This window comes from Microbacterium sp. LMI12-1-1.1 (assembly GCF_040676455.1).
Taxonomy (GTDB): Bacteria; Actinomycetota; Actinomycetes; order Actinomycetales; family Microbacteriaceae; genus Microbacterium.
Map to the genome: position 1 here is coordinate 1,596,392 of NZ_JBEGIA010000001.1, position 26,945 is coordinate 1,623,336.

Sequence of the window (26,945 nt, forward strand, 5' to 3'; positions counted from 1 at the left end):
GCTCATTTGCTTACGGGAGGGCAACGATCCGCGACCCCGACGTCTCCGCTCGGTGCAAGACTGGATCGGTGACCGTCGTGTCCCCCTCCGTCACCGCGCCCCCCGCAGCGGCCTCCCCCGCCGCCGTCGACGCAGCGCTGGCGCGCGCCGCCGCGGGCGAACAACTCGACGCGGCGGACGCCGAGACGCTGCTCGCCGCGACCGGCGAGCGCTTCGAGCGTCTGCTCGCGATCGCCGGCGAGCTTCGGGATGCCGGGCTCGCGGCATCCGGTCGCCCGGGCGTGATCACGTACTCCCGCAAGGTCTTCGTCCCGCTCACGACCCTGTGCCGCGATCGCTGCCACTACTGCGTGTTCGTCGACACCCCGGGCCAGCTGCTGAAGAAGCGCAAGCCCGCGTACATGTCGCCCGAGCAGGTGCTCGCCGTGGTGCGACAGGGTCAGGCGATGGGCTGCAAGGAGGTCCTGCTGACCCTCGGCGACCGCCCCGAGGATCGCTGGCCCGAGGCGCGGGCGTGGCTCGACGAGCACGGGTTCGCGTCGACGATCGAATACGTCGCCCACATCGCCCGCCTGGTGACCGCCGAGACCGGGCTGCTCGCCCACGCGAATCCGGGTGTCATGAGCGCGGAGGAGCTGCGGATGCTGCGGCCGACCGCGCCGTCGATGGGCATGATGCTCGAGACGACGTCGCGCCGGCTGTTCGAAGAGCCCGGGCAGGTCCACTTCGGCTCGCCCGACAAGGATCCGGCCGTACGGCTCGAGGTGATCGATGCGGCGGGGCGCGAACGCGTGCCCTTCACGACCGGCATCCTCGTCGGCATCGGTGAGACCGCCGCCGATCGCGCCGAGTCGCTCGTCGCGATCCGTGATGCCCACGAGCAGCACATGATCGATGGCCAGGGCCACGTGCAGGAAGTGATCGTGCAGAACTTCCGGGCGAAGCCCCGCACCGCGATGCAGGCCGCGCCCGACGCCGATCTGCTCGAGTACGTCGCCGCGGTCGCCGTGGCGCGGCTGGTCATGGGACCCCGCATGCGGATCCAGGTGCCGCCGAATCTCTCGGATCCCACCGAGTTCGACCTGCTCGTGCGCGCCGGCGCCGACGACTGGGGCGGGGTCTCGCCGCTGACGGCCGATCACGTCAATCCCGAGCGTCCGTGGCCCCACCTCGACGACCTCGCCCGCATGACGGCCGAGCTGGGCTTCGAGCTGCGCGAGCGCCTGACCGCCCAGCCCGAGTTCGTGCTCGAGGCCGAGACGTGGATCGACTCCGACCTGCGCCCCGCCGTCACGGCGCTCGCCGACCCCGCGACCGGCCTGGCCGCCGCACCGAGCCGTGCGCCGGGTGCAGGCGTTTCGTCTTCAGGCGCCAGAGCGCCCTTCGCTCAACGACCGGAACCCGATGCCCGGTCGTTGAGCGAGCGAGGAACGAGCGAGACGAAACGCCCGCAACCCACCCCCCGGTCGTTGAGCGAGCGAGGAACGAGCGAGACGAAACGCCCGCAACCCGCCCCCCGGTCGTCGAGCGAGCGAGGAACGAGCGAGACGAAACGCCCGCAACCCGCCCCCCGGTCGTCGAGCGAGCCCGCAGCGAGCGCGGAACCCGCCCCCCGGTCGTTGAGCGAGCGAGGAACGAGCGAGACGAAACGCCCGCAACCCGCCCCCCGGTCGTTGAGCGAGCGAGGAACGAGCGAGACGAAACGCCCGCAACCCGCCACCCGGTCGTCGAGCGAGCCCGCAGCGAGCGCGGAACCCGCCCCCCGGTCGTTGAGCGAGCGCCCTTCGACAAGCTCAGGGACCGCGAGCGAGGCGAAACGCCCGCAACCCGGCCACGGCGCCGTGCGGGCGGACATCCGCCGCCTGGCCGACACAGCGGCGGCCGACCCGCTCTCGCTCGACGACGCCGAGTGGGCCGCGCTCCTGGAAGCGACCGGCGACGACCTCGACGTGCTCGCCGCGACGGCCGACGACCTGCGCCGCTACACCGTGGGCGAGGCGGTCACGCTCGTCGTCAACCGCAACCTCACGTCCTCCGGGCTCCGCGCCGCGACGACCGACGACCCGGCGACGTTCACGCTGGACGACGTCGGCGCCATCGCCGCCGACGCGTGGGACCTCGGCGCCACCGAGCTGTGCGTACAGGGTCTCCTGCCGCCGGAGGTAGACGCCTCGGGCTACCTCGACATCGCGCGTGCGGCGAAGGCGGCGGCGCCCGGCATCCATCTCCACGCGTACCGCCCGCAGGATGTGCGCGATCTCGCCGACCGCTCCGGTCTCGGACTCGACGCGGCTCTGGCCGCCCTGCGCGAGGCGGGCGTCGACACCGTTCCCGGCACCGGCGTCAAGGTGCTGAGCGAGCGCGTCCGCGGCCTCGTGGCCCCCGGCGACCTCGAGATCGACCGCTGGATCGAGGGCATCACCGCGGCACATCGCGCCGGCCTCCGCTCGACGAGCGTGCTCTTCTACGGGCACGTCGAGACCACCGCCGAGCGCGTCGCGCACCTCCGGCGGCTGCGCGCGATCCAGGGCGCTTCGACAAGCTCAGCGACCGGGGGCGGGTTCACCGAGTTCGTGCCGATCCCCCTTCCGGGCCCCGCCGGCGGCGTGCCGCTCGTCCCCGGCCGGGCGTCGCTCGACGAGCACCGCGCGATGGTCGCGGTGTCGCGCCTGCTGCTGTCGGGCAGCATCCCGCACGTGCAGATCCCGTGGACGCGTGTCGGGCGCGAGGCTTCCGTCGTCCTGCTGCAGTCGGGTGGCGACGACCTGGGCGGCACGCTGCTCGACGGCCGCGTCAAGCCCGAGGCGGGCATCGAGCAGGGCCTCGAACTGCCGGTGACGGATGCCGCCGCCATGGTCGCGCGGCTGTTCCGCCCGTTCCGCCGGCGCACGACGACGTACGGCCAGGCGACGCGATGACCCGCGTCGAGGTCGCGATCGTCGGTGCCGGGTTCGCGGGCATCGGCATGGCGATGGCGCTGCGTCGCGCCGGCCGCGAGGACTTCGTCGTGCTCGAGCGCGGCGCATCCGTCGGCGGCACCTGGCGCGACAACACCTACCCGGGCGTCGCGTGCGACGTGCCGTCGCACCTGTACGGCTTCGCCGCGCACCCGAACCCGTCGTGGTCGGGCACGTACGCGAAGGGCGCCGAGATCCACTCCTACCTCGAGCACGTCGTCGACGTCGAGGGTCTGGGCGACCGGCTGCGCCTGCGCACGGCGATGCAGCGGGCCGAATGGGATGCCGGGCACGCGGTCTGGCGCATCGGCACGTCACCTGCGGGGGCGTCCCCGCGGTCCGCCGGACATCAGGGCGCGTCATCCGGACGCGAGGGCGAGACCGATGACGGCGTCATCATCGCCGACGTGCTGGTGCTCGCGTGCGGGCGGCTCACGGAGCCGACGATCCCCCGGATCGCCGGCCTCGAGCAGTTCCCGGGGCCGCTGTTCCACTCGGCGCGGTGGGATCACTCCGCAGATCTCACCGGCGCACGCGTCGGCGTCGTCGGCACCGGGGCCAGTGCCGTCCAGATCGTGCCCGAGCTCGCGCGCGCAGCGGCGCATGTCACGCTCTTCCAGCGCACCCCCGCATGGATCGTGCCGCGCGGCGGGGACGCGTACTCCGACGCCGAGCGCGCCCGGTTCGTCACCGACCCCGCGTCGCTCGAGGCGCTGCGAGCCGATCTGTATGCCGAGGGCGAGGCGCGCTTCGCCTCGCGCTCGGGGGACTCCGCCGCCGCGGCGGAGGCCGAGGCCGTGGCGCTCGCGCACCTCGAACGACAGGTGGCCGACCCCGCGCTGCGCGCCGCGCTCACCCCGGACTACGCGTTCGGGTGCAAGCGCGTGCTGCTCTCGGACGAGTTCTACCCCGCCGTGGCATCCGACGCCGTGTCCCTCGTGCCGGCCGCGCTCGCCGCCGTGGAGGGCTCGACGCTCGTCGCCTCCGACGGCACCCGCCACGAGATCGATGCGCTCGTCCTCGCGACCGGCTTCGCCTCGACCCGCCAGCCCTACGCCGAGCTCGTCGCAGGCGAGCACGGCCAGACGCTCGCCGAGCACTGGTCGGGCGGGATGACGGCCTTCGCCTCGACCGTCGTCGCGGGCTTCCCCAATCTCTTCGTGCTCAACGGCCCGAACGCGTCACTGGGTCATTCGTCGTCCGTGCTCATGATCGAGGAGCAGGCGGGCTACGTCGCCCGCGTCCTCGACGACCGCTCGGGCCGGGTGCTTCGTGTCGACCCCGACGCCGAACGGCAGTACACCGACGAGATCGCGCGGGCGGCGGCATCCACCCGCTGGATGACCGGCGGATGCCGCAACTGGTACGTCGACGAGCGCTCGGGCCGGCTCGCCCTGCTGTGGCCCGGCACGGTCGACGCCTTCCGCGAGCGGCTCGCCCGGGCCGACGGCTCGGAGTTCCTGCCCGCACACGACGACCCACACGGCCGCCGGGAGGACCCGCGCCCGCACCCCGATCGCGAACCTGCTCTCGAAGGGAGCTCCGCATGACCGTTCCGCTGCGCTTCGGCTACAAGGCGTCCGCCGAGCAGTTCGGCCCCGCCGAGCTGCTCGACTACGCGATCCAGGCCGAGGAGGCCGGGTTCGACTCGGTGTTCATCTCGGACCACCTGCAGCCGTGGCTGCACGACGGCGGGCACGCTCCGGCATCCGTCCCGTGGCTCGGCGCGCTCGGCGCGAAGACCTCGCGCGTGCTCATCGGCACATCGGTGCTGACCCCCACCTTCCGGTACAACCCGACGGTCGTCGCGCAGGACTTCGCGACGCTCGGCGTGATGTACCCGGGGCGCGTGATCCTCGGCGTCGGCACGGGCGAGGCGCTCAACGAGGCGAATCTGGGCATCGCGTGGCCCGACCCGCCCGAGCGGTTCCAGCGGCTCAAAGAGGCGATCGGCCTCATCCGCCGGCTGTGGTCGGAGGACCGCGTCAACTTCGACGGCACCTACTACCACGCCCGCAACATCACGATCTACGACAAGCTGCCCGAGCCGGTGCCGATCTACATCGGCGCTGCCGGGCCCGCCGCGACCCGCCTCGCCGGTCGCATCGCCGACGGGTTCATCACCACGTCGGGCAAGAAGCGCGAGCTCTACACCGACACGCTCCTGCCGGCGCTGCACGAGGGCCTCGAGAAGGCGGGCCGCCCGGCCGACGCCATCGACACGCTCATCGAGGTGAAGGTGTCGCTCGACGCGACACTCGAGGCCGCGCAGGAGAAGACCCGGTTCTGGGCGCCGCTCGCCCTCACGCCCGACGAGAAGATGGGCGTCGACGACCCGATCGAGATGCAGCGCCTCGGCGAGCAGCTTCCGATCGAGCGCGCGGCCTCGCGGTTCATCGTGTCGGACGACCCCGATGAGCACGTCGAGCGCATCGGGTGGTACATCGAGCTCGGGTTCCGCCACCTGGTGTTCCACGACCCCGGCCACGACCAGGGCGCGTTCCTGCGGCTGTACGGCGAGGAGATCCTGCCGCGGCTGCGCGCGCGGTTCGGCGCGTGAGCCCGCTGTTCCGGCGGCGCGGGCGTGCACCGCGCACGACTCAGGCCGAGCCGCCGTCGGCCCGGCGCGACGAGGTCCCCTCGGCCGACCCGCGTGAGTTGCGCACGCCGCGCTGGATCGTGGTGGTCCCGGTCAAGCCGTCGGCGCGCGCCAAGTCGCGCCTCGACGTCGAGGGAGTGGGCCGTGCCGACCTCGCCCGCGCGATCGCCCTCGACACGCTCACCGCGGCGAGCGTGTGCGAGCTCGTCGCTCAGGTCGTCGTGGTGACCGACGACGCGACGCTCGCACGCGAAGCGGCGATGATCCCGGCGCTGCGGTTCGTCCCCGAGCGCGACGCGGGCGGGCTCGACGCCGCGGTGGCGGTGGGGGTGGCTGCGATCGATCCGGACGGACGGATGCCGCGCGCAGCCCTCCTCGGCGACCTTCCGGCTCTGCGACCCGAGGATCTCGCCGAGGCACTGCGGGCCGCGGCATCCGTCGACCGGGCCGTCGTGCCCGACGCGGAGGGCACGGGCTCGACGCTGGTCACCGCACGGGCGGGCGTCGCGTGGGAGACGTCGTTCGGCGACGGCTCCTTCGCGCGGCACGTCGCGCTGGGGTGTGAGGCGCTCCCGATCGCGGATGCCTCCACCCTTCGTCGCGACGTCGACACCGCCGCGCAGCTGACGGCCGCCGCCGCGCTCGGCCTCGGCCCCCGCACGGCCGCACTGCTGGCTGCGCACGCCGAGGCGTGACGCGTCTCGCCGAGGATGAGGATGGGCCCGTCGGCCGGCACGGCGCTAGCCTGGCGTGATGAGCGACTACGAGGTGCTGGAGATCGGCGGGCTCGACGAGTGGCGGGCGCACTACGGCGGGTTCCGGCCCGACAGCTCGCGCGACGGGCGCAGAGTGGTCGACCACGAGCTGAATCTGCAGTACATCGGCATGACCGCGAACGCGTACGAGCCGGGTGAGGAAGCGGGCTACTGGCACGCGCACTCGCGCGTCGAGGAGGCCTACGTGTTCCTCGCCGGCCGCGGGCAGATGGCGCTCGACGACGACATCATCGACGTTGGCCCCGGCACCGTGGTGCGCGTGGGCCAGGGCGTGCTGCGCACGTGGCGCGCGCTGCCCGACAGCCCCGAGCAGCTGCGGTGGCTGTGCATCCGCGCCGGCGGCCGCGAACTGCCCCAGCTGCCCGACGACAGCCAGCGCGCCCCCGACCGCGCCTCCCCCTGGACCTGACCCCGCGGCCCGGATCCCCGAACGCGTGAACCCTCAGGCGCTGAAGCCGCAACGCAGCGCGCAGGCGGAGCGCGGCATCCGTCTCCCCCGGTCCCGAGATCAGGTGATCTCACCAGGACAGGACGATCGCGCAGAAAATCTCCTGCGCACGTCACATCACCTGATGCGGTGACGTGACGGACACGCGCCGGAACGGATGCCGCGGCCCAGCCGCCCGCCCCGACCCGTCAGCCGAGGAGCAGGTACACCGCGCCGACGATGGTGAAGGCGATCACGAGCTTCTCGAACACGGTCTGCGGCATGCGGTCGGCCAGCCAGCGGCCGAGGAACGCGGACGCGACGACGAGCGGCACGAGCACCAGGTCGATGAGGAGCCCGGGCACGGTGATGATCCCGATGCCGATCGAGAACGGCACCTTGAAGAGGTTGACGATGGCGAAGAACCACGCCGCCGTGCCGAGGAACGCCTTCACCTCGAAGCGCGCGGCAAGGAAGTACATCGACATCACGGGGCCGGCGGCGTTCGCGACCATCGTGGTGAACCCTCCGAGCGACCCGTAGGTCGCCGCGGCGATGCGGTGTGGTCCGGCGGTGTCGACCTGCGACATGAACCGCCGGCGCAGCAGTGTGATGGCGATCACCGCGAGGAGGATGACGCCGATCGACCGCTTCACCCAGAGGTCGTCGGCGAACCACAGGAACACCACGCCCAGCAGCACGCCGACGACGACGGCAGGGGCGAGCCGCAGGAGTGTCCGCCAGTCCGCGTGGCGGCGATACATGGTGACCGCGAACAAGTCGGCGACGATCAGCAGCAGCAGCAGCACACCGGTCGACTGCTTCGCCGGAAGGACGGCCGCGAAGATCGCGACGGCGATGGTGCCGGCTCCGGGAACGGCGGTCTTCGACAGCCCGACGACGACGGCGCCGACGCCGAGCAGGGCCCAGGCCCACCACGCCAGCTCGGGCACGTCAGAGAGCTCGATCGTCGGCCAGGCCGGCGGTCAGCGCCGCCTCGCCGAGCGCCGTCTGACGCGCATCGTCCGTCATCCACAGCGGACGGACGAGAGATCGGATGCCGAGCCGGGCGACCTCGTCGGCCACAGCCTCGTCCTCCTCGGCGATGAGCCACGCGTCGAGCAGCCCGCCGTCCGCGCGCGCACCGTACAGCCCCGCCACCGCGGCGGCGGAAGTCTCGACCCCGATCGCGGTGAGGCAGACGTCGGCCATGCCGCGCACGACCTTGCCGCCGATGATGGGCGAGACGCCGACGACCGGCGCCGCGGTCTCGCGGAGCGCCTGACGGATGCCGGGCACGGCGAGGATCGGGCCGATCGACACGACGGGGTTGGAGGGCGCCAGCAGCACCACATCGGCCGTCGCGATCGCTTCGGTCACGCCGGGTGCGGGAACGGCGTCGCCGGCGCCGGGGTTCTCGAACCGCGCGGGCGCGAGGGTGGCGCGGTGGCGCGTCCACCACTCCTGGAAATGCAGGCGTGAGCCGTCCTGGAGGACGACGATGGTGTCGACCTCCGTGTCGGTCATCGGCAGCAGGCGTGCGCCGAGGTCCCAGCGATGCGACATCCGCTCGAGCACCTGCGTGGGCGTGAGGCCGTCGCGCAGCCAGCCGGTGCGGGCGAGGTGCGTGCCGAGGTCGAGGTCGCCGAGAGTGAACCAGGGCCATCCCGCGCCCCACTCCTGCAGCTCGTGGTTGACGCGCTCGCTGTCGCCCTGACGACCCCAGCCGCGTTCGGCGTCGTTCACGCCGGCGAGCGCGTAGGTGATCGAGTCGACGTCGGGTTGGAGGCGGACGCCGGAGAGCCACAGGTCGTCACCTGTGTTGACGATCACGGTGAGCGCCGACGCGGTGTCGTCGAGGCCGCGCGCGCGCAGCGCTGCGCGGACGCCCAGCACGAATCGGGAGCCGCCCACGCCGCCCGCGAGCACGACGATGCGGGGCGTGCCGGCCATCTGGCGTCAGCCCCGGCCGTCCATGCCGAGCTGCGGGAGCACGCCGGTGCGGGGTGCGAACTCGTCGGTCGCGTGCGGCAGCGAGAACTTGGCGACCGCGTCGATGAGCGCGTCGACCGTCTGCGCGTCGGCGATGACGTCGACGTCGAGGCCGGCGCGGCGGGCGTCCTTGGCCGTGCGCGGTCCGATCGCGGCGATGAGGGTGGTGGCAGGGATGTGGGAGAACTGCTCGTGCACCTGCTCGGCCACCGAGCCGCTGGTCACGAGGATGGCGTTGATGCGTCCGGATCGGACGTCTTCCGCGATGCGCTCGGTCACCGGCACCCCGACGGTGCGGTAGGCGACGACGCTGCGGACACGGTGCCCGGCCTCGGTCAGCATGCGGGTGAGCACGGGCTTGGCGATCTCGCTGCGGAGCGTGAGGATGTCGCGGGCCTGCGGCTCGAGGCCGATGAGCTGCTCCGCCATGCCGGCCGCGGAGTTGTCGCGCTCAGGAACCAGGTCGACGCGGTAGCCGACGGCGAGGAGCGCTGCCGCGGTGGTCTCGCCCACAGCCGCGACCTTCGTGGTCGGCGGGACGACAGCCCGATACGCGTAGAGCACGTCGACGGTCGTAGCGCTCGTCACGGTGAGCCAGTCGAACCTGCCGGCCGCCAGATCGGCGAGCGCCTGCTCGAGCGTGGCCTGGTCATTCGTGGGCGCGAAATTGATGAGGGGGGCGATGACCGGGGTCGCGCCCTGACGACGGAGAGTGGCCGCGACACCGTCGCCCCAGGGGCCGCCCCGAGGGACGAGAACGCGCCAGCCGGTCAATGGTTTGAGGGACTGGTGCTGAGCTGCGGCGGTGTTCATAAGGGGGTCGACTCTCGATGGTGCTCAGTCGGCCGCTCACCACGTTCGAGCAGCCGATGCGCGATTCGAATCGGGTTCGCGCGATCGGCAGCATACGCACCGTTGCACTGCCTTGCCTCCCGAGCATACCCCTCATCCCGGAAGCAGTGCCCCTCACCTGTGGAGAGCGCGGGAAGCGGCGGGATCAGCGCGTGTACAGGCGGACGAAACCCCAGACGGCGGCGCCGATCGCAACGGCACCCACGATGACCGCTGCGGCGGCGAGCGTAGGGTTGCTGCGCTGGAAGGCGCGAGCCTGCTCGACACCGTCGTCCACGGCCCGGCCGACGCGCCGTGGCACGTTGGCCTTCTCTTCGATCGCGGCGAGCGCGGCCTTCAGCTCGGTGCGCGCCTGCACGACGGGATCGCCGATGCCGAGCGGGACGGCGGTGCGGGGCACGGGCACGGGCACGACGGCGTCAGAGCTCATCGCGCACCTCCTTCACATCCAGGGCGATCGACTGCACGGGGTTCTGACGCTCGCCGATCTTCTTGAAGCGGAGGATGCCGAGCCAGGCCAGCACCGCCGTGATGACGAGCATCGCGAAGAAGACGACGAGCGCCGAGAGCCATACCGGCCACCACGACGACAGCCCTGCGATCACGAAGGTGCCGAGGACGGGCACCGACCAGAAGAGCACGAACAGGGCGGCGAACACCCACAGCGCACCCCACCCGCCGTCCTTCGCGGTGCGGGAGAGCCACGCCTTGGCGGCGTCGATCTCCGCGATGACGAGGTTGCGGATCAGCTCCGGGATCTCGCCGATCAGCGTGAGCAGGCTGTCGTCCGCGCGGTCGCGGAAGCCACGCGGCGTGGTCATCACGTCAGGCCCCGCCGCGGCCGTTCTGCGACGCGTCGTCGATCGCATCCTCGACGGCGTCCTTCACCGCCTTCGCCGAGGTCTGCGCCGCCTTCTCCACGTCGTCGGCCGAGTCCTGGCCGACCTTGAGGGCGGCGTCGAGCTTCTGCCCGGGCGTGCCCTTCGCTCCGGCGGCCTGGGTGACCTTGACCGCAGACTCCCACAGCGTGGACGGCAGCGCCATCGCCTGCGACTTGGCAAAGTCCTTCACCTTGTCGACCTGCGCCTTCACGGGCTCGGCGTTCCACACCTTCAGCCACTGCGCCTTGATCTGCTCGTACCGCTCTCGGCCCGCCCGCGTACCGAGGACGTACCCGATCGCAAGTCCGACGACCAGTCCTGCCTTGCCCTTCATGAGGTCTCCTCACGCTTCGGTGTGCACCTGACGACCCTCCCAGGGTAGCCCTGTATGCCGATTCCGGCATCCACCCTTGACACCGGTCGTCACGGCGTGCTCATTCCGTTGCGGCTGCGCCCCACAGCACCCGGCGGCGCAGCCGGTCGGTCTCCTCGCGCGCGTCGGCGACCACCTGGGCCAGCCCGCTTCCCGAGAGCCACGCACCGACCGTCGCCAGGCCGTGCGCACGCTCGACCGCAGCGCGCACGCCGGCCGCGCGATCGCGGTGTCCGAGGGCCGACGCGGGCGGGGCGAGGGTGAACGCGCCACGGTGCGCGCCGACGGTCCGGTCCACGTCGAGAGCCACACCGAGGAGGGCGGATGCCTCTGCCACGGCGAGAGCGGCCGCATCGGCGTCGTCCAGTCCCGCGGTGGCGGGCACGACTCCCGGTGCGCCGAAGGCGACGCGGAGGACGTGGCGGCCGGGCCCGACCTCACGGGCGAGCCACTCCCAGCGCGCGGTCTCCTGGACGAGCCCCGTCGCTCCGCGCCCACGGGGCACGGCGTGCACGTGCGCGCCGCGCGGAGCCGCGTCGAGCTCGGGGGCGTCGACGACCAGCGTCACCACCTCCCGTGCGATGCCTGCCGGCGGCACGTCGGCGAACTCAGGGGCGCCGAGCGCAGGAGCCACGAGGGCGCGCGCGGCGGCTTCGCCGGTCGCGATGACGACGGCGTCGGCCGGGAGGTCTCCCGGGAGTGCCGGGTCCGGCTCGGCGGACGTCGCGGCCGAGCTCGTCGGCGCCGCGGCCGTCTGCGCTGCGAGGCCGACTGTCCAGGTCTCGCCGCTGCGCACGAGGCTCGCCGCCCGCGCGTTCGTGTGCAGCACGACCCCGCGCTCCGCCAGCCGTTCCGCCAGAGCGGCCACGAGCTGCGGCATCCCGCCGTCCAGCCCTTCGATCGCGGCACCCGAGGCACCCACGCGGACGTCGGCGACGGCGCCGCCCAGCCAGCCGGTGCGGGTGAGCGCGTTGCTCAGTCCCGGCGCCGCGATCTCGACGTCGACGTCGTCGGGGTCGAGGCCGAAGCGGTCCACGGTGAGCGGTGCGACGAGACGGTCGCGCACCTTGGCGCCCATGCGGCTCTGCACAAGGCGGCCGAGGCTGCGCTGGGCGCCGATGGTCAGCGGCGGACGCAGCCGGTCGAGGTAGGCGCGCCACGTGCCGTCCCAGCCGATCAGCCGGCGCACGTCCTCGTCCCACGGATTCGCCGGGATGCCGAGCACCTGCTCCGTCGGCAGCGGCGCGGCGCCGCCTTTCACGAGGCCGGCGATCCACTCGCGCTCGTCGCGCGGCGTCACGATGGTGGCCTCCGGCAGCACCTCGTCGACCAGCCGTCGCACGGCGCCGCCGCGAGTGGACCAGCAGGTGACGCCGGTCTCGAGATCGTGGTCCCCGATGCGGGCCGAGCCGATCGTGCCGCCGAGGCGATCGGATGCCTCCACGAGCGTGACGCCCATGCCGACCTTGGCGCACTCCCAGGCGGCGACCAGCCCGGCGATGCCGCCGCCGATCACCACCACGCGTGTGTGGCGGGCATGGTCGACGAGGTCCTGGAGCGGTTCGGCGGCCGGGCCTACCCGCCCGGCGGCTCGAGGTGACGCGCCGGCGGCGTCGGGAGAGGGCGTGGGGACGGTCACGGCATCCATCCTCCCATTCGCGCCCTGCCGCGCCGGGGGCCGCGGGTGCGAGACTGGGGCCATGACGCTCCACATCACGGGCGACGACGACGCCGATCGCCTGCTGACCGACGACCCGCTCGCCCTGCTCATCGGCATGCTGCTCGATCAGCAGGTCGCGATGGAGACCGCGTTCGCCGGTCCGCTGAAGATCTCGGAACGAGCGGGAACCCTGGATCCCGCAGCGCTGGCGAGCTTCGATCCGGAGGCGTTCGCCGCACTGTTCTCGGCAACGCCCGCCGTGCACCGGTTCCCGGGATCGATGGCCGCACGGGTGCAGGCGCTGTGCGCGGCCGTCGGCCAGGACTGGGGCGGCGACGCCTCGGCGATCTGGACGCGCGACGAGCCGGACGGCGCCACGGTCCTCAAGCGGCTCAAGGCCCTGCCGGGATTCGGGGAGCAGAAGGCGAAGATCTTCCTCGCGCTGCTGGGCAAGCAGTACGGGTACACCGGCGACGGATGGCGAGAGGCGTCCGCGCCCTACGGCGAGAACGATTCGTTCCGCAGCGTCGCCGACATCGTCTCGCCGGAGTCGCTGACGAAGGTGCGCGAGCACAAGCGCGCCATGAAAGCAGCCGCGAAGTCGGGTGGCGGGGGCGTGTGATGAAGAAGACCGGTGGTGATGTCGACGAGTTCCTCGCGGCCGTGAGCTCCCCCAAGCGGCGCCGGGATGCCGCGACGATGGTCGCTCTCATGCGCGATGTCACCGGGCGCGAGCCCGAGCTGTGGGGCACGATCATCGGCTTCGGGTCGTGCCACTACCACTACCCGACCGGCACGGAAGGCGACGCCCCCATCAGCGCGTTCGCCCCGCGCCGCCAGGCGACGACGGTCTACCTGCTCGACGCCGGGGCGCACGGCGAGCGGCTGGCGAGACTGGGCCCCCACGAGATCGGTGTCGGCTGCCTGTACCTCAAGGACCTCCAGTCGATCGACGCCGAGGTGCTGCGAGAGATCGTGGCCGAGGACTACCGGCGTGTGATCGTCGGAGACACGGGCTCCGCGACGCTCACCGTCACCGACTGACGCGCCCGACGCGCCGTCACGGCGCTGTCAGGCACTGTGCGGGCGCGCGGTCCGCTCATCTGCGGCATCCCACCGGTCGGTTCAGCGCAGCACGCTCCCGCTGACCGTCAGCGTGAGCCGCCGCGGCATCAGACCGGCGAGCTTCGCGCTCACCGCATTCGCCCAGCCCGACACCACGCTCGGGCGCCGACCGCGATCGAGCTCGCGCACCGCGAGGCCGACCACCTGCGCCGGCGTCTGGAAGCTTCCCACCGCGGCGTCCTCCGTGCCGACCACGTCGAAGAACTCGGTGCGCGTGGCGCCCGGGCTGACCGCCAGCACGCGCAGCCCGCTCTCGCGGGTCTCGTACGCGAGCGCCTCGGTGAAGCTCAGGACGAAGGCCTTCGTGGCGCCGTACACCGCCATGTTCGGGCACGGCTGGTAGGCGGCCGTGCTCGCGATGTTCACCAGAGCGCCCCGACCGTCGGCGACGAGATCCGGCAGGAGCTCGCGCGTCACCCCGACCAGGTTCGCGACGTTGACCTGCACCATCTCCGCGATGCGGCCGGGATCGGCGTCGGCGAACGCGCCCTTCATGCCGAAGCCGGCGTTGTTGACGAGAGTCTGGACGCGGATGCCGCGCTCGTCGAGTGCCGCCCGGAGGGCGGCGGCGGCATCCATCCGCGAGAGGTCGAGCGGGATCACCGTCGCCGTGATGCCGTGCGCCGCCTCGAGCCGCTCCGAGAGTTCGCGGAGGCGCTCCTCGCGCCGGGCGACGAGAACGAGATCGGCGCCGCGGGCGGCGAGCTGCTCGGCGAACTCGGTGCCGAGCCCGGCGCTGGCTCCGGTGATGAGGGCGGTCGTGCCGCGGTACGTGATGTCCATGTCGCCAATGTAGACACTGACAGCATTGTTGTCAATGCCAACATCACGCTAAGGTGGTGACCGTGACGGAGCGTTCGTACCACCACGGCAATCTGCGCGCGGCGCTGCTGGACCGTGCGTGGGACGTCGTCGACGCCGAGGGCGCCGACGCCCTGTCGCTGCGGCAGCTGGCCCGCGACCTGGACGTCAGCCACGGGGCATCCGGCCGGCACTTCCGCGACAAGCAGGCCCTGCTCGACGCCGTCGCGGTGCTGGGGTTCACGCGCCTGAATGCGGCGCTGTCGGATGCGGTCGAGACCGCGGGGCCGTTCGCCGACCGCTTCCGCGCCGCCGGCGACTCCTATGTGGGCTTCGCGGTGCGGCATCCCGCGATCCTCCGCACGATGTACTCGGCCAAGCACCACCCGGCGGTGTCGCCCGAGCTCGTCGACGTGAGCCACGTCGCGATGCCCGCGCTGGTCGCCCTCTTCCGCGCCGCCCAGAACGCCGGCGAGCTGCCGCCCCGCCCGCCCGAGGAGGCCGCGCTCGTCGCGTTCGCCGCGGTGCACGGCGTCGCGACGCTCGCGACCGACGACCTCCTCGACGGCGTGCCGTGGGAGGACGCCACCGCCGCGACCATCGCCGCCGTGTGGCGCGGCCTCGCCTCTCCGCCGCTCCACTGAAGGCCGCGGTCGGCGACGACATCAGGTGATCTCACGAGCGCAGGACGATCCGCTCGGAATCGGCCTGCGCTCGTCACATCACCTGTTCCGAACACCCACACCGGAGACGACGGATGCCGCGACCCGGCCAGGTCGCCGCATCCCGGCGGTCGGCGACGACATCAGGTGATCTCACCAGAACAGGACGATTCCGCCAGGATCAGCCTGCGCTCACCACATCACCTGTTCCGGCCACACCCGTCCAGGCGCCGGAGACGACGGATGCCGCGACCCGGCCAGGTCGCGGCATCCGATGTACTGCCGGTCAGGCGCCGGCGAGGCGCTCCGCGAGGTAGGCGTGCAGGCCCTCGAGCGGCACGCGCTCCTGGCCCATCGTGTCGCGGTCGCGCACCGTGACGGCGCGGTCGTCGAGCGAGTCGAAGTCGACCGTCACGCAGAACGGCGTGCCGATCTCGTCCTGCCGACGGTACCGGCGGCCGATCGCACCGGCGTCGTCGAAGTCGATGTTCCACTCGCCGCGGAGCACCTCCGCCACCTCGCGGGCGATGGGCGAGAGCTGCTCGTTGCGCGACAGCGGCAGCACGGCGGCCTTGACGGGTGCGATGCGCGGGTCGAGCTTGAGCACCGTGCGGGTGTCGGTGCCGCCCTTCGCGTTCGGCGCCTCCTCCTCGTGATATGCGTCGACGAGGAACGCCATCATGGCGCGCGTCAGACCGAACGAGGGCTCGATGACGTAGGGGATGTACTTCTCGCCCGACGCCTGGTCGAAGTACGACAGGCTCTGGCCCGACGCCTCGCTGTGGCTGCCGAGGTCGTAGTCGGTGCGGTTGGCGACGCCCATGAGCTCGCCCCACTCCTTGCCGGCGAACCCGAAGCGGTACTCGACGTCGATCGTGCCGTCGGAGTAGTGCGCGCGGTCCTCTTCGGGCACATCGAACCGACGCATGTTGGCCGGGTCGATGCCGAGGTCGACGAACCAGTCCCAGCACGCCTCGACCCAGTGGTCGAACCACTCCTGCGCATCGGCGGGCGGCACGAAGAACTCGATCTCCATCTGCTCGAATTCGCGCGTGCGGAAGATGAAGTTGCCCGGCGTGATCTCGTTGCGGAACGCCTTGCCCACCTGGCCGATCCCGAACGGCGGCTTCTTGCGGCTCGCGGTGAGCACGTTCGCGAAGTTCACGAAGATGCCCTGCGCCGTCTCGGGGCGGAGGTAATACAGGCCGCTCTCGTCGTCGACGACGCCGAGGTAGGTCTTCACGAGGCCCGAGAACGCCTTGGGCTCGGTGTACTGGCCCTTGGTGCCGCAGTTCGGGCACGGCACGTCGGCGAGGCCGTTCTCGGCCTTGCGGCCCTTGCGGGCCTCGAAGTCCTCGATGAGGTTGTCGGCGCGGAACCGCTTGTGGCACTGCAGGCACTCGACCAGCGGGTCGGTGAAGGTCGCGACGTGACCGGATGCCTCCCACACGCGCTTGGGCAGGATGATCGACGAGTCGAGGCCGACCATGTCGCCGCGGCCGCGCACGAACGTCTGCCACCACTGGCGGCGGATGTTCTCCTTGAGCTCGGTTCCGAGGGGACCGTAATCCCACGCCGACCGGGATCCGCCGTAGATCTCACCCGCCTGGAACACGAACCCGCGATGACGGGCGAGGGCGATGACTTTGTCGAGGCGAGACTGCTCGGCCACGGTGGCTCCAATGGTCGGGAGGGGGGATGCACGAAGGTGCGGATGCCACGAATCGCGGCATCCGTCGATTCTAGTCGCCGTGCGGCAGGGGGCCGGTCTCGCCGTCCGCCCGCTCGAACGCGCGATCCCAGTCCTGCAGCTCCTTGCGCCGGCCCATCAGCCCGTCGAGCGAGACCTGGAAGTGCAGGCCGCGGCGGGCGTTGACCTGCTTGATGTTCTCGACCAGCTCGGTCGAGAACGACGAGAGCGCGGTGCGGACCTCGCGGACGCGCTCGACCGGGTCGTCCCACAGGTCGGGGTGGATGAGGATGTCGAGCAGATAGTCGCGGTCGAGCGCCCCGGTCAGCTTGCGCAGGGTCTCGCCGTACTCCACCGCCGCGATGGGGCGCTGGCCCTCTTCGCCCTTGCGATCCAGGCGTCCGAACAGCTCCGTCGTGTTCTGGGCGATGAGTCCGACCTGCGCGGCGACCTCGCCCGCCTGGGCGACGCCGGCCGCGCCGGCGCGCGCGTACTCGGCGGTCAGCGCCTGCAGTGTCTGCACGTGGGTGCGCACCGGCTCGGGGAGCGCGTGACGGCCGACGGCAGGTCGGTTTCGACGGCGGGAGCGGGAACGGACGATGCCGAAGACCGCACCGCCAGCGGCGACGAGCACCGCCAGGCCGATGGCGATGCCGACGAACGGCCCGGCGTCGGTCGAGCCCGCGGGCGATTCCGGCGTCGCCGCGATCACGCCCTGGATCGTCTCGGTGAGCGCAGCGTCGACGTCATCCGCCTGCCCCTCCGCCTGATTGGCGATCCGCATGGCCTCGCCCTGCTCGAGCACGCGCGATCCGGCCGACAGGTCGTCGCCTACCGCCACGATGATCGTCTGGCACTCGGGATGCGCCGCGGCGAGCTGCGCCACGATCTCCGGACCGGATGCCTCGATCCCGGCGTTGTCGGAGAACACCGCGACGCCGATCGACTCATCGCCGATCTGCGCCTCCAGCTGGTCTTCCAGCGCCGCCGCGTCCGGCACCTCGGACGAGACGTAGACGCCGTCCTCTCCGATGCCCTGGACGGCATCGTCCACGTACCCCTGCCCGTCGGTCGCCACGATCATCCGGGTCACGCCTAGAAGTTGTTGATCACGGATGCGAACACGAGGTCGATCTTCGCGGCATCCGACGCGTCGAACCACTGCCCGCCGGTCGCCTCGGCGATGCGCTGCAGCGCGGCCGTGTCGGCGCCCTCGCCGTACGCGATCGGGAAGATCCGCACGGGCGCCTCGTCGCCGCCTTCGCGCGCGGACGCCCCGATCCGGGCGACGAGGGAGTCGAGCGAGATCGACGAGTCGGTGTCCTGGCCGTCCGACAGCAGGACGATCGCATTGATGCGGCCGGGCTCGGCGCGCGCGATCATCTCGTCGTAGGCCGCGGCGATGGCGTCGTAGAGCGGGGTGCCGTCGCGATGCGCGAACCGCAGGTCGTCGAGCGAGGCATCCACCGATTCGCGGTCCGACGCGAGCGGCTCGACATCGCGGAGCACCACGATGTTCTGGCCCGCCTCGGACTCCACGCCCGTCGTGAATGCCCAGACCCCGACCTCGTCGGAGGCGCGGAAGTGCCCGAGCGTGGACTGCGCGCCCTCGATGGCCCCGTCGAGCTTCGAGCGGCCGTCGCCGATCGCCTCGTCCATCGAGCCCGAGATGTCGATGACCTCGAGCACCGACGACGGCTTGCGGATCTGGGTCCACTGATCGATCGCCGCCGACACCACGTCGACCGCAGGCTTCGGGAGCGTCACCGCGGGGCCGGCCGGGTCGACGCCGTACTCGGTCGTGAAGAGCTCGCCGAGGGGTGCTGCGCCATCCAGCGGGCGGAAGCCGTAGTCGGGCAGGATCTCCTGCGCGGCGTCGGTCTGCAGGAAGGCTGCGAAGGCGGCGCCCGCGGTGGCCTGCACGTCGGTCACCCAGTCGGCGCCGAGCACCGTGATCGGGTTGTCGGACCACATCGAGCCGCCCGAGGGATACACCGCGACGAGCTTCTCCTTCGGCGGCGTCAGCGTCTCGCCCGGCTGCACCGTGTGCGAGTCGGGGTTGCCCTGGTTGTAGTTCAAGAGCGAGGTCTCTTCGAGCGCCACGGCCGACACGTAGCCCGAGCCGCCGGCACCGTTCTGGGTCTCGTCGTACAGCCGCGTCAGCACCTTGCCGGTCGTGTCGCCGTAGTGGATGACGCACTCCTCGAACACCCGCGAGAACTCGGCCGCGGCGGCCACATCCTCGGCGGTCAGGTCGGAGGTCTTGCCGGATGCCTCGTAGGACTGCATCAGGATCGCCGAGAGCCCGGTCGTCGAGGTGTTGGGGTTGGTCTTCGAAATCTTGAACGAGCCCCAGAGCGGCTTGCCGACGCTGGCCCAGCCCTGCGGGTCCTGGCAGAGCGCCTCGAAGTCGGCGATGCCGATCTCGGTGCCGGGCCAGCCGAGGGCCTTGGCCATGGTCTCTGGCACCCCGAACACGACGGGCGTGTGGGTGAACGACTCGGGCTCGCCGACGAGGGACGGAGATGCCGCCGCCGCGACCCGGTCGGTCCAGACCGTCGATGCGGGCGACCACATCGTGGGCCAGCGCCGGGTGTCGTCGTCGGGCCAGTCGCCGCCTGCCGTGAGGAAGCGCGTCGCGTCGCCCGAGGAGACGTTGATGGGCCGCACCGTCGCGCACTCGTCGAGCTGCTCGTGCTGCGGCGACTCCTTGAACGCGTCGGCCAGCGCGTCGAGCATGTTGACCTTCTCGGACGAGGTGGCGACGACCACGCTCGTGCAGCCGTCGTCGGCGAAGTCGCCGTCGCCGAGTTCGCCGCCGTCGGGAGTCGGGCCGAAGCAGCCGGTGAGCATCACGGCCACCGCGATCAGCGCGGCTCCCATCCCCGTCGCGCGGGCGGCACGACGGCCGCTCGCGGTCGGCGTCGACGGAGCGGAAGGGGCGGACGGTCGCGGAAGGCGAGGGACCATGGGTACAGAGTAAGTCCCCGGGCCGACGCGGTGCACGACAGAGCGGACGGGCTCTAGATCGCGCGCAGCGCCTCGCGCCCGACCTCGGCGATCGAGGTGTGCCCCGACAGCCCCAGCGTGATGTCGAACTCGGCCAGCACGTTGCGCGTCGCCTCGCGCACCCCCGCCTCGCCGGCGATTCCGAGGCCGTACGCGTACGGCCGGCCGAGCGCGACGGCGGTCGCACCCAGCGCGAGCGCGATGAAGACGTCGGAGCCCTGTCGCACGCCCGAGTCGAAGATGATCGGCGCGCGGCCCGCCACCCGCTCGGCGATGGTCGGCAGCACGTCGAGCGTCGGCACGGACTGGTCGATCTGCCGCCCGCCGTGGTTCGAGATCCAGATGCCGTCCATGCCCGCGTCGAGGGCGCGGATCGCGTCGTCGGGGTGCACGACGCCCTTGAGGATGACGGGCAGCGACGTCCACTGCCGTACCTTGGCGAGGTCGTCCCACGTGAGCGCGGGCGTCGAGAACACGTCGAGGAAGGTCTCGACCGCGGCGCGCGGCAGCGGTGAGCGCAGGTTCTCGCGGACGCTCTTCGAGCCCGTCAGCGCCGCGCCCTTGCGGGCGATGCGCACGCCGGCGGCGACCGCCTGGGGCGTCAGCCGCACCGGCGGCGCGGGCTCGGCCGCGGCATACGCTCCCCCGGCGGACGACGCCGCCGACGCGCGCGACCGCTCGCGCACGAGCTGCTGGAAGACGGGGTCGCTCGTGTACTGCGCGATGCCCATGGCGCGCGTGAACGGCAGGTACGCGAGGTCGAGATCCCGGGTGCGCCAGCCCAGCAGGTGGGTGTCGAGCGTCACCACGATCGCTTCGCAGCCGGATGCCTCGGCCCGCCGCAGCAGCGATGCGTTCAGCTCGTCGGAGGCCGACCAGTAGAGCTGGAACAGGTGCGATCCGCTCGGCGCGGCATCCCGCACCGCCTCCATGGGGACGGATGCCTGGTTCGAGAGGGTGTACGGGACGCCGAGGGATGCCGCGGCCCGCGCGACCGCGAGGTCGGCGTCGGGGTGCGCCATCTCCATCACGCCGAGCGGGGCGAGCAGGAGCGGCGTCGGATGGCGCACGCCGAGGAAGTCGATCGACAGGTCGCGCGACGACACGTCGCGCAGCGGTCTCGGCCACACCTGCCATCGGCCGAACGCGGCGCGGTTGGCGGCGACGGTGCGCTCGGCGCCCGCTCCCCCGGCGATGTACGCGAAGGCCTCGGCGCTGAGCGCCTTGCGTGCGGCCGTCTCGAGCCTCGCGACGTCGACGGGGACGCGCGGGCGGGTGCCGCTGATGCCGGCGCGATAGATGTCGGACTGGGTCCGGCGCGAGATGCCGCGGGATGCCGCGGCGGGGTCTTCGGGAGCGGCGCCACTGTGAGCCATGGCGCCAGCCTAACCACGGTCCTCCGCGGGCTCCGGGGATGCACGAAGGTGCGGATGCCACGTATCGCGGCATCCGTCGATGCTAGTGATCGAGCAGCCGGTCCAGGTTCACGGCCGCGTTGATGAGCGACAGGTGACTGAACGCCTGGGGGAAGTTGCCGAGCTGCTCACCGGTCAGCCCGATCTCCTCGGCGTAGAGCCCCAGGTGGTTGGCATACGTGAGCATCTTCTCGAACGTCAGGCGTGCTTCCTCGGTGCGTCCCGTGCGCGTGAGCGCGTCGACGTACCAGAACGAGCAGAGCGTGAAGGTGCCCTCCGAGCCGCGCAGCCCGTCGGGCGACGCGGCCGGGTTGTAGCGGTACACGAGGCTGTCCGACACGAGCTCCGCCTCCATCGCCTCGAGCGTCGAGAGCCACTTCGGGTCGCGCGGTGAGACGACACCCATGACCGGCATGATGAGGTTCGCGGAGTCCAGCACGTCGCTCCCCTCGTGCTGCACGAAGGCGCCGCGATCGGCATCCCACGACGTGGCCATGAGCTTCCGGTAGACCTCATCGCGCTGGCCGCGCCATCGCACGATGTCGGCCGGTCGGCCGCCGGATTCGGCGAGACGGATGCCTCGGTCCAGCGCCACCCAGCACATGAAGCGCCCGAAGGTGAACTTCTTCCGTCCCCCGCGGGTCTCCCAGACCCCCTCCTCGGGCCGATCCCAGTTGTCGCAGACCCAGTCGAGCATGCGGCTGACGTCGGACCATTCCCCGTCACTGAGCTGGAAGCCGTGCTCGGCGGCGAGCCGGATGGAGTCCATCGCCTCGCCGTAGATGTCGAGCTGCAGCTGGTCGGCCGCACCGTTGCCGATGCGCACCGGCGACGAGTCGCGGTAGCCGCGCCAGTCCGGCAGTGTCGTCTCTGCGAGATCGGACGATCCGTCGACGCGGTACATGATCTTGAGCGGGCCGGACTCGTCGCCGGCGCTCTCCTGCACCCGGTCGGTGAGCCACTGCACGAAGGCCTCCGCCTCGTCGCGGTAACCCAGGCCGAGCAGTGCCTGCACCGAGAACGATGCGTCACGGATCCAGGTGTAGCGGTAATCCCAGTTGCGCTCGCCCCCGACCTGCTCGGGCAGGCCCGCCGTGGGAGCGGCGACCAGGGCGCCGGAGGGCGCGTAGGTGAGGAGCTTCAGCGTGATGGCCGATCGGTGCACCATCTCGCGCCAGCGGCCCCGGTACGTCGAGCGTCCCACCCAGTCCCGCCAGAACCGCTGGGTCTCGAGGTACATCCGCTCGAGCTCATCGATCGAGACGCGACGCGGCGCAGCGCCGCCCGTCTCGATGAGCACGCCGGTGCGCTCGCCGGCGTGCAGCGTGCCGTGGACGCGCAGGCCGCCTTCGATCAGTTCGATCGTGCCCGCCTGCTGCTCGCCGCGGCGGATGATCTCGCCGACGCGGTGCACAGTGAGCGCCTGATCCCCGCCCCGGAACAGCACACCGTCGCCGAGCGCCGGTTCGACGCCGGTGTGGGCGACGGTCCCGTACGTGAACGCCGGCCTGATCTCGCCGACGAACGTCATGGAACCCCGGACGACGCGGATGAGACGGGCGATGCGGTGCCGGTCGGTCGGTTCGTCGCCCGCGATCGGCATGAAGTCGAGGACCTCGCCGACGCCCTCCTGAGTCATGAACCGAGTGAGCAGGATGGCCGTGTCAGGAAGATACAGCTGCCGCGTCACGTAGTCGTCGGTCTCGGGGCGCACGCGGCAGAAGCCGCCGCGCTGCGCGTCCAGGAGCGACCCGAACACGCTCGGCGAGTCGAACCGCGGCGCGCAGAACCAGTCGATCGACCCCTCGGTGTCGACGAGCGCGGCGGTCTGCAGGTCGCCGATCAGCCCGTGGTCCGAGATGTCGGGATACTCGCTCATCGGTCCGCCCCCTGCTCGTGCCCGCCGTCCGCCGTCGGTGGCGCCGGCACGATGTCGAGCACGTGCGCGGACATGGCGCCAGCCTAGTGGCGCGCGTCCAGCCGGCAGCGGAGCGAGTGCCAGCGAGACGAAACGGGACCTCCAGGCGCGTTTCGTCTCGGTCGCTGGCGCTCCCTCGCTCAACGACCGGGGCTCCCCGCCACCCACACAGCCACCGGTCGCGGAGCGAGCGCCAGCGAGACGCGGCGGCACCTCCAGGCGCGTTTCGTCTCGGTCGCTGGCGCTCCCTCGCTCAACGACCGGGGGCTCCCCCGCCACCCACACAGCCACCGAAGCGTGCGCTCAGCCGGCGAAGCCGCACCAGCCGGCGACCCAGGTGAGGATCCGGCCGCGCAGCTCGTCGCCCACGAAGAGCTCGAACTCGCCGGGCTCCCCCTGGAGCTCGATCCGGACGTCGAAGATGGTGCCGCGCTTGTCCTCCTGCACCGCGTGGGGGTCGCAGCGGAACGGAACGAGCGGGATCTCCACCACCACGGGCTCCACTTCCGCCGCCGCCGCTGACACGTCGATGTCGAGGGGGAACACCTCGTCCTCCGCGGGCGTGCCGGCGAAGTCCAGCAGATTCGTGCGCTCCAGCCCGACGACGGTGCCCGCACCGGTGCCGGTGGGAGTCACCGTCAGCTCGAGGGTCGCAGGCTCCCCGGGAGCCGACGGCCGGAAGCCGGTGAATGCCAGCGTCGCGGCATCCGCCATCCGCTCCTGCAGGCATTCGCGGGCGTGCAGCGGCGCGAGGAAGCCCAGCGCATCCGGAGCGGATGCCGTCACCTCGGCCGACCCGGACTCGCCCACGAGCTCGAGCACCGCGTCGGAATCGCCGTCATCCGGCGTCGAACAGGCCACCGGCGGCAGCTGCACGCGGATGTCGACGGAGCCTCCCGCCGGGATCGTGCTCACGCGGTCGGGCACGACACGCGTCGCCGGGCCGTCGAGTCGCTGATCTTCGACGCGCACCTCCCCCACCGTGATGGCGGCGTCGGACCCGTTCCTCACCCGCAGCTGGGCCTGCCTCGGTGCGACGTCGGCCCGCAGCTGCGCGAGCTCGACGGTCACCCCGGCCGGCAGTGTGGGGACGGGCGCCGCGGTGGTCGCGACGGTCGGCGAGGGCGAGCAGCCGACGAGCCCCAGCGCAACGGCGATCGCCGCAGCCGCCGCGATCCCGGCCTGCACCGACAGCGACCCATGGCGGGAACGGTGGGCAGGCGACGTCCGCACGAGACCTACCGCGTCAGCGTCTCGCGCGCGACGGTGACCTCGTCGAGCGCCACCTGGTCGATCTCGACGCCGAGGCCGTGACCCGTCGGCACGCGCACATGGCCGTCCTCGAGCACCGCCGGCTCGGTCACGATGTCGCGCGTGTAGAACCGGCTCGACGCCGAGACGTCTCCGGGCAGCGTGAAGCCCGGCAGGGCGGCGAGCGCGGCGTTCGCCGCGCGGCCGATGCCGGTCTCGAGCATGCCGCCGCACCACACCGGCACGCCCGCGGCGAGGCATCGGTCGTGGATCCGCACGGCTTCGAGGTATCCGCCGACGCGCCCGGCCTTGATGTTGACGACGGATGCCGAGCCCAGCGCGAGCGCGTCGGCAGCCGCCTTGTCCGAGACGATGGACTCGTCCAGGCAGACCGGGGTGCGCAGCCGCCGGGCGAGCGTGGCATGGTCGACGAGGTCGTCCTCCTGCAGCGGCTGCTCGATCAGCAGCAGGTCGAAGCGGTCGAGCTCGGCCAGGATGTCGGCATCCGCCAGGGTGTAGGCCGAGTTCGCGTCCACCTGCAGCGGGATCGTGCCGAAGGCGTCGCGCACCGCGGCCGTGTCGCCGACGTCGCGGCCGGGCTTGATCTTGATCTTGATCCGGACGTACCCCTCGTCGAGGTAGCCGCGCACGGTGTCGACGAGGGCCGCGGGGTCGCGCTGGATGCCGACGGACACTCCGCTGGGAACGCGGTCGCGCACAGCGCCGACGTACTCGCCGAAGCTGCGCCCCTCGGATCGCAGCGCGGCGTCGAGCACCGCGAGCTCGAGCCCGGCCTTCGCCATGCGGTGGCCCTTGAACGGCTCGAGCGCACCCGCGACCTCCTCCGGCGCCGCACTCCCCCGATCCAGCAGCGCGGGCACGAGGAAGCGCAGCGCGACATCCCACGCGCCCTGCGTGTACTCGCTGGAGTACAGCGGGTCGGCCTGCGTGACGATCTCGCCCCAGCCGTCGCCGTCGCCGGTCAGCGCGCGGACCAGGATGACCTCTCGCACGGTCTCGGTGCCGAACGACGTCGTGAACGGGGCGACGAGCGGCAGGTGCAGCACCCGCAGCTCGAATCCTTCGAGGGCGACGGATGCCGCCGGCCGGGCGATGGGCATGCGCTCAGCGTACGCCCGGCCGCCGTCAGGAGGCGGGTCAGTGGGCGAGGCGCGTGGTAGCGATCTCGCGACGTACCGCGACGTACGTCGACCGTGCACGCCGCGGGCGGCGGCTGCGTGGTTCTGCGGGGGCGGCGTGCTGTGGTGGGTTCCGCACCAAGTCGCCTAGGGCGACGATCAGGGTCTCGATGTGCTCGCGCATGATCTCTCCTCGTTCGAAGAAGAAGAGATGGCGAGGGTGCCGCTGATACAACGCGTGCCTGGTCGCGGCTACAAGGTCGTCGACGACCGGCGCCGCTCCCACGCCGTCGACAACCCCTCCCTCGAACGCGTCCATGACCTCACGGTAGGCGCAGGTTCCGACATCTGAATCGGTGGCAGCCCCCCGGCGGACTCCATGTTCGGTAGGGACTGTCCCGCGGCGATCCCGGACTGCGGTGGGGGGACGGACGCCGTCGCCGCCTCTGCCGCGCCGCGTCAGGCGGGGATCTCGGCGAAGGCGCGCACGGGGAACGTGCCGAAGCCCTCGACGGCGGGCGGCGCCGCCGTGAAACGCGCGCCGCGCGGTGGCAGCTCGCCGAGGTTCGTGAGGTGCTCGACGACATGCACGCCCGCATCGAGCAGCAGGCTGTGCGCGGGCCGCTCGCCGCCCGACTCGGTGTCGTCGATGTTGAGCGAGTCGATCCCCACCAGCACCGCACCGGCGTCGATGAGCCACTGCGCGGCCTCGCCCGTCAGGAACGGCGCGCCGACGCCGTACTCCGGGCGACCGAACCAGCGGTCCCATCCGGTGTGCAGCAGCACGGCGGCGCCGCGCACATCGCGATCGGCGAGCGTGGCCGAACGGATGCCGCGCCGTGAGCCGTCCCACGCGTCCTCGAGGTGGAAGACCTCCGCGCGGAGGCCGACCAGCGACGCCAGGTCGAGGCCCGCCAGGTCGCTGCCGTCGGCGTACCGATGGAACGGCGAGTCGAGGTAGGTGCCGGTGTTGCCGATCATGTGGATGACGTCCATCGCGAACTCGGTTCCGGGCGCGTAGCGGGCGCGCGAGTCCTCGCGGGTGAGGTGCGGCGTGATGGTCGGCGCGGGCAGCCCGGGGTAGGTCACCAGCCCGGCGCGGATCGGGTGGCTGAGGTCGACGACGCGGCCGGCAGAGGCCGCGGCATCCACCGCCTGCTCCACGCCGCGGCTGCCGCGATGCGGCTCCTCGACGACGCGCAGTCCGCGCAGCGACACCTCGTCCACGAGCGCGAGCCCGAGATGCGCGACCAGCAGGCGCGCGATCTCATCCTCCGTGGCCTCGGCGGTCGGCAGGTCGAGCCGGAACCCCGTGCCGGCGAGACCCCCGCCGTTGGCGAAGCTGATGTCGAAGTCGAAGTGCGCGCGGTACTCGGGCATGCGGATCAGCCTAGGGTCGCGGCATCCGGCGACCGCTG

Annotated in this window: 25 protein-coding genes; 8 read left to right on the forward strand and 17 right to left on the reverse strand. The window is 72.0% G+C overall.

Annotated elements, in window-relative coordinates; translation table 11 throughout:
- Window positions 1-77: 77 nt before the first annotated feature.
- The 5 genes from cofG to MRBLMI12_RS07460 are packed head-to-tail and all read left to right on the forward strand — an operon-like array spanning window position 78 to window position 6,741.
- A complete protein-coding gene (gene cofG / locus MRBLMI12_RS07440) occupies window positions 78-2,918 on the forward strand; it encodes a 7,8-didemethyl-8-hydroxy-5-deazariboflavin synthase CofG (RefSeq protein WP_363355758.1) in 2,841 nt (946 codons plus the stop codon).
- Entirely contained in the window at window positions 2,915-4,507 is a 1,593-nt protein-coding gene (locus tag MRBLMI12_RS07445) for a flavin-containing monooxygenase (RefSeq protein WP_363355251.1), read from the forward strand. The genes cofG and MRBLMI12_RS07445 overlap by 4 nt, the downstream gene beginning before the upstream one ends.
- The gene (fgd, locus tag MRBLMI12_RS07450) at window positions 4,504-5,517 is read left to right on the forward strand and encodes a glucose-6-phosphate dehydrogenase (coenzyme-F420) (RefSeq protein WP_349425453.1); all 1,014 of its coding nucleotides are present in this window, start codon (window positions 4,504-4,506) and stop codon (window positions 5,515-5,517) included. The genes MRBLMI12_RS07445 and fgd overlap by 4 nt, the downstream gene beginning before the upstream one ends.
- On the forward strand, window positions 5,514-6,251 hold the full coding sequence (gene cofC / locus MRBLMI12_RS07455; RefSeq protein ID WP_363355254.1) for a 2-phospho-L-lactate guanylyltransferase: 738 nt from the start codon (window positions 5,514-5,516) through the stop codon (window positions 6,249-6,251). Before fgd ends, cofC begins: the two co-directional genes overlap by 4 nt.
- A gap of 58 nt (window positions 6,252-6,309) precedes the next feature.
- Window positions 6,310-6,741, forward strand: coding sequence for a cupin domain-containing protein (locus tag MRBLMI12_RS07460; protein ID WP_349425455.1), 432 nt, complete (start codon window positions 6,310-6,312; stop codon window positions 6,739-6,741).
- Between the two features lie 227 nt (window positions 6,742-6,968).
- Here MRBLMI12_RS07460 and MRBLMI12_RS07465 read toward each other — a convergent pair whose 3' ends face one another.
- The 7 genes from MRBLMI12_RS07465 to MRBLMI12_RS07495 form a co-directional block, all read right to left on the reverse strand.
- Window positions 6,969-7,712, reverse strand: a complete 744-nt coding sequence (locus MRBLMI12_RS07465; protein WP_363355257.1) for a sulfite exporter TauE/SafE family protein — start codon at window positions 7,710-7,712, stop codon at window positions 6,969-6,971.
- Between the two features lies 1 nt (window position 7,713).
- Entirely contained in the window at window positions 7,714-8,712 is a 999-nt protein-coding gene (cofD, locus tag MRBLMI12_RS07470; protein ID WP_363355259.1) for a 2-phospho-L-lactate transferase, read from the reverse strand.
- 6 nt (window positions 8,713-8,718) lie between these two features.
- On the reverse strand, window positions 8,719-9,564 hold the full coding sequence (locus tag MRBLMI12_RS07475) for a uroporphyrinogen-III synthase (RefSeq protein WP_363355261.1): 846 nt from the start codon (window positions 9,562-9,564) through the stop codon (window positions 8,719-8,721).
- Between the two features lie 184 nt (window positions 9,565-9,748).
- Complete coding sequence (locus MRBLMI12_RS07480; RefSeq protein ID WP_363355263.1) at window positions 9,749-10,033, reverse strand: hypothetical protein; 285 nt, start codon at window positions 10,031-10,033, stop codon at window positions 9,749-9,751.
- Complete coding sequence (locus tag MRBLMI12_RS07485; RefSeq protein ID WP_349425460.1) at window positions 10,023-10,424, reverse strand: phage holin family protein; 402 nt, start codon at window positions 10,422-10,424, stop codon at window positions 10,023-10,025. The genes MRBLMI12_RS07480 and MRBLMI12_RS07485 overlap by 11 nt, the downstream gene beginning before the upstream one ends.
- Window positions 10,425-10,428: 4 nt before the next feature.
- Window positions 10,429-10,818, reverse strand: coding sequence for a hypothetical protein (locus MRBLMI12_RS07490; RefSeq protein ID WP_349425461.1), 390 nt, complete (start codon window positions 10,816-10,818; stop codon window positions 10,429-10,431).
- A gap of 100 nt (window positions 10,819-10,918) precedes the next feature.
- Window positions 10,919-12,496, reverse strand: a complete 1,578-nt coding sequence (locus MRBLMI12_RS07495; RefSeq protein WP_363355266.1) for a protoporphyrinogen/coproporphyrinogen oxidase — start codon at window positions 12,494-12,496, stop codon at window positions 10,919-10,921.
- A 61-nt stretch (window positions 12,497-12,557) separates the two neighbouring features.
- On the opposite strand from MRBLMI12_RS07495, the gene MRBLMI12_RS07500 reads away from it, so the two are divergent.
- Both MRBLMI12_RS07500 and MRBLMI12_RS07505 read left to right on the forward strand, forming a co-directional pair.
- The gene (locus tag MRBLMI12_RS07500; RefSeq protein ID WP_363355268.1) at window positions 12,558-13,139 is read left to right on the forward strand and encodes an HhH-GPD-type base excision DNA repair protein; all 582 of its coding nucleotides are present in this window, start codon (window positions 12,558-12,560) and stop codon (window positions 13,137-13,139) included.
- A complete protein-coding gene (locus tag MRBLMI12_RS07505) occupies window positions 13,139-13,561 on the forward strand; it encodes a DUF1801 domain-containing protein (protein ID WP_349425464.1) in 423 nt (140 codons plus the stop codon). The genes MRBLMI12_RS07500 and MRBLMI12_RS07505 overlap by 1 nt, the downstream gene beginning before the upstream one ends.
- Window positions 13,562-13,642: 81 nt before the next feature.
- On the opposite strand, the gene MRBLMI12_RS07510 is transcribed toward MRBLMI12_RS07505, so the two are convergent.
- On the reverse strand, window positions 13,643-14,425 hold the full coding sequence (locus tag MRBLMI12_RS07510; protein WP_363355270.1) for an SDR family NAD(P)-dependent oxidoreductase: 783 nt from the start codon (window positions 14,423-14,425) through the stop codon (window positions 13,643-13,645).
- A 62-nt stretch (window positions 14,426-14,487) separates the two neighbouring features.
- Between MRBLMI12_RS07510 and MRBLMI12_RS07515 the strand changes: the two genes are divergently transcribed.
- Window positions 14,488-15,087 carry a TetR/AcrR family transcriptional regulator gene (locus tag MRBLMI12_RS07515; protein ID WP_363355272.1) on the forward strand — a complete coding sequence of 200 codons (600 nt, stop codon included), beginning with the start codon at window positions 14,488-14,490 and terminating at the stop codon, window positions 15,085-15,087.
- Between the two features lie 304 nt (window positions 15,088-15,391).
- On the opposite strand, the gene MRBLMI12_RS07520 is transcribed toward MRBLMI12_RS07515, so the two are convergent.
- From MRBLMI12_RS07520 to MRBLMI12_RS07560, 9 genes are all read right to left on the reverse strand, one after another.
- Complete coding sequence (locus tag MRBLMI12_RS07520; protein ID WP_363355274.1) at window positions 15,392-16,777, reverse strand: glycine--tRNA ligase; 1,386 nt, start codon at window positions 16,775-16,777, stop codon at window positions 15,392-15,394.
- A gap of 70 nt (window positions 16,778-16,847) precedes the next feature.
- The gene (locus MRBLMI12_RS07525) at window positions 16,848-17,888 is read right to left on the reverse strand and encodes a hypothetical protein (protein ID WP_363355276.1); all 1,041 of its coding nucleotides are present in this window, start codon (window positions 17,886-17,888) and stop codon (window positions 16,848-16,850) included.
- Between the two features lie 2 nt (window positions 17,889-17,890).
- Window positions 17,891-19,765, reverse strand: a complete 1,875-nt coding sequence (locus MRBLMI12_RS07530; protein WP_363355278.1) for a vWA domain-containing protein — start codon at window positions 19,763-19,765, stop codon at window positions 17,891-17,893.
- 53 nt (window positions 19,766-19,818) lie between these two features.
- On the reverse strand, window positions 19,819-21,180 hold the full coding sequence (locus MRBLMI12_RS07535) for an alpha-hydroxy-acid oxidizing protein (protein ID WP_363355280.1): 1,362 nt from the start codon (window positions 21,178-21,180) through the stop codon (window positions 19,819-19,821).
- Between the two features lie 82 nt (window positions 21,181-21,262).
- Window positions 21,263-23,098, reverse strand: a complete 1,836-nt coding sequence (locus MRBLMI12_RS07540) for a glycoside hydrolase family 15 protein (RefSeq protein WP_363355282.1) — start codon at window positions 23,096-23,098, stop codon at window positions 21,263-21,265.
- 342 nt (window positions 23,099-23,440) lie between these two features.
- Window positions 23,441-24,370 carry a hypothetical protein gene (locus tag MRBLMI12_RS07545; RefSeq protein WP_363355284.1) on the reverse strand — a complete coding sequence of 310 codons (930 nt, stop codon included), beginning with the start codon at window positions 24,368-24,370 and terminating at the stop codon, window positions 23,441-23,443.
- A 5-nt stretch (window positions 24,371-24,375) separates the two neighbouring features.
- A complete protein-coding gene (gene menC, locus MRBLMI12_RS07550; RefSeq protein ID WP_363355286.1) occupies window positions 24,376-25,509 on the reverse strand; it encodes an o-succinylbenzoate synthase in 1,134 nt (377 codons plus the stop codon).
- 37 nt (window positions 25,510-25,546) lie between these two features.
- Window positions 25,547-25,846 carry a hypothetical protein gene (locus MRBLMI12_RS07555; RefSeq protein ID WP_363355288.1) on the reverse strand — a complete coding sequence of 100 codons (300 nt, stop codon included), beginning with the start codon at window positions 25,844-25,846 and terminating at the stop codon, window positions 25,547-25,549.
- A 140-nt stretch (window positions 25,847-25,986) separates the two neighbouring features.
- The gene (locus tag MRBLMI12_RS07560) at window positions 25,987-26,907 is read right to left on the reverse strand and encodes a cyclase family protein (protein ID WP_363355290.1); all 921 of its coding nucleotides are present in this window, start codon (window positions 26,905-26,907) and stop codon (window positions 25,987-25,989) included.
- Between the last annotated feature and the right edge of the window lie 38 nt (window positions 26,908-26,945).

Excerpts from the sequence above, each read along its gene's own strand:
- MRBLMI12_RS07445 (WP_363355251.1), top strand. The coding sequence starts at position 2,915 with ATGACCCGCGTCGAGGTCGCGATCGTCGGTGCCGGGTTCGCGGGCATC.
- fgd (WP_349425453.1), top strand. The coding sequence starts at position 4,504 with ATGACCGTTCCGCTGCGCTTCGGCTACAAGGCGTCCGCCGAGCAGTTC.
- MRBLMI12_RS07460 (WP_349425455.1), top strand. The coding sequence starts at position 6,310 with ATGAGCGACTACGAGGTGCTGGAGATCGGCGGGCTCGACGAGTGGCGG.
- cofD (WP_363355259.1), bottom strand. The coding sequence starts at position 8,712 with ATGGCCGGCACGCCCCGCATCGTCGTGCTCGCGGGCGGCGTGGGCGGC.
- MRBLMI12_RS07475 (WP_363355261.1), bottom strand. The coding sequence starts at position 9,564 with ATGAACACCGCCGCAGCTCAGCACCAGTCCCTCAAACCATTGACCGGC.
- MRBLMI12_RS07480 (WP_363355263.1), bottom strand. The coding sequence starts at position 10,033 with ATGAGCTCTGACGCCGTCGTGCCCGTGCCCGTGCCCCGCACCGCCGTC.
- MRBLMI12_RS07485 (WP_349425460.1), bottom strand. The coding sequence starts at position 10,424 with ATGACCACGCCGCGTGGCTTCCGCGACCGCGCGGACGACAGCCTGCTC.
- MRBLMI12_RS07490 (WP_349425461.1), bottom strand. The coding sequence starts at position 10,818 with ATGAAGGGCAAGGCAGGACTGGTCGTCGGACTTGCGATCGGGTACGTC.
- MRBLMI12_RS07500 (WP_363355268.1), top strand. The coding sequence starts at position 12,558 with ATGACGCTCCACATCACGGGCGACGACGACGCCGATCGCCTGCTGACC.
- MRBLMI12_RS07505 (WP_349425464.1), top strand. The coding sequence starts at position 13,139 with ATGAAGAAGACCGGTGGTGATGTCGACGAGTTCCTCGCGGCCGTGAGC.
- MRBLMI12_RS07510 (WP_363355270.1), bottom strand. The coding sequence starts at position 14,425 with ATGGACATCACGTACCGCGGCACGACCGCCCTCATCACCGGAGCCAGC.
- MRBLMI12_RS07530 (WP_363355278.1), bottom strand. The coding sequence starts at position 19,765 with ATGGTCCCTCGCCTTCCGCGACCGTCCGCCCCTTCCGCTCCGTCGACG.
- MRBLMI12_RS07535 (WP_363355280.1), bottom strand. The coding sequence starts at position 21,180 with ATGGCTCACAGTGGCGCCGCTCCCGAAGACCCCGCCGCGGCATCCCGC.
- MRBLMI12_RS07540 (WP_363355282.1), bottom strand. The coding sequence starts at position 23,098 with ATGAGCGAGTATCCCGACATCTCGGACCACGGGCTGATCGGCGACCTG.
- menC (WP_363355286.1), bottom strand. The coding sequence starts at position 25,509 with ATGCCCATCGCCCGGCCGGCGGCATCCGTCGCCCTCGAAGGATTCGAG.
- MRBLMI12_RS07555 (WP_363355288.1), bottom strand. The coding sequence starts at position 25,846 with ATGGACGCGTTCGAGGGAGGGGTTGTCGACGGCGTGGGAGCGGCGCCG.
- MRBLMI12_RS07560 (WP_363355290.1), bottom strand. The coding sequence starts at position 26,907 with ATGCCCGAGTACCGCGCGCACTTCGACTTCGACATCAGCTTCGCCAAC.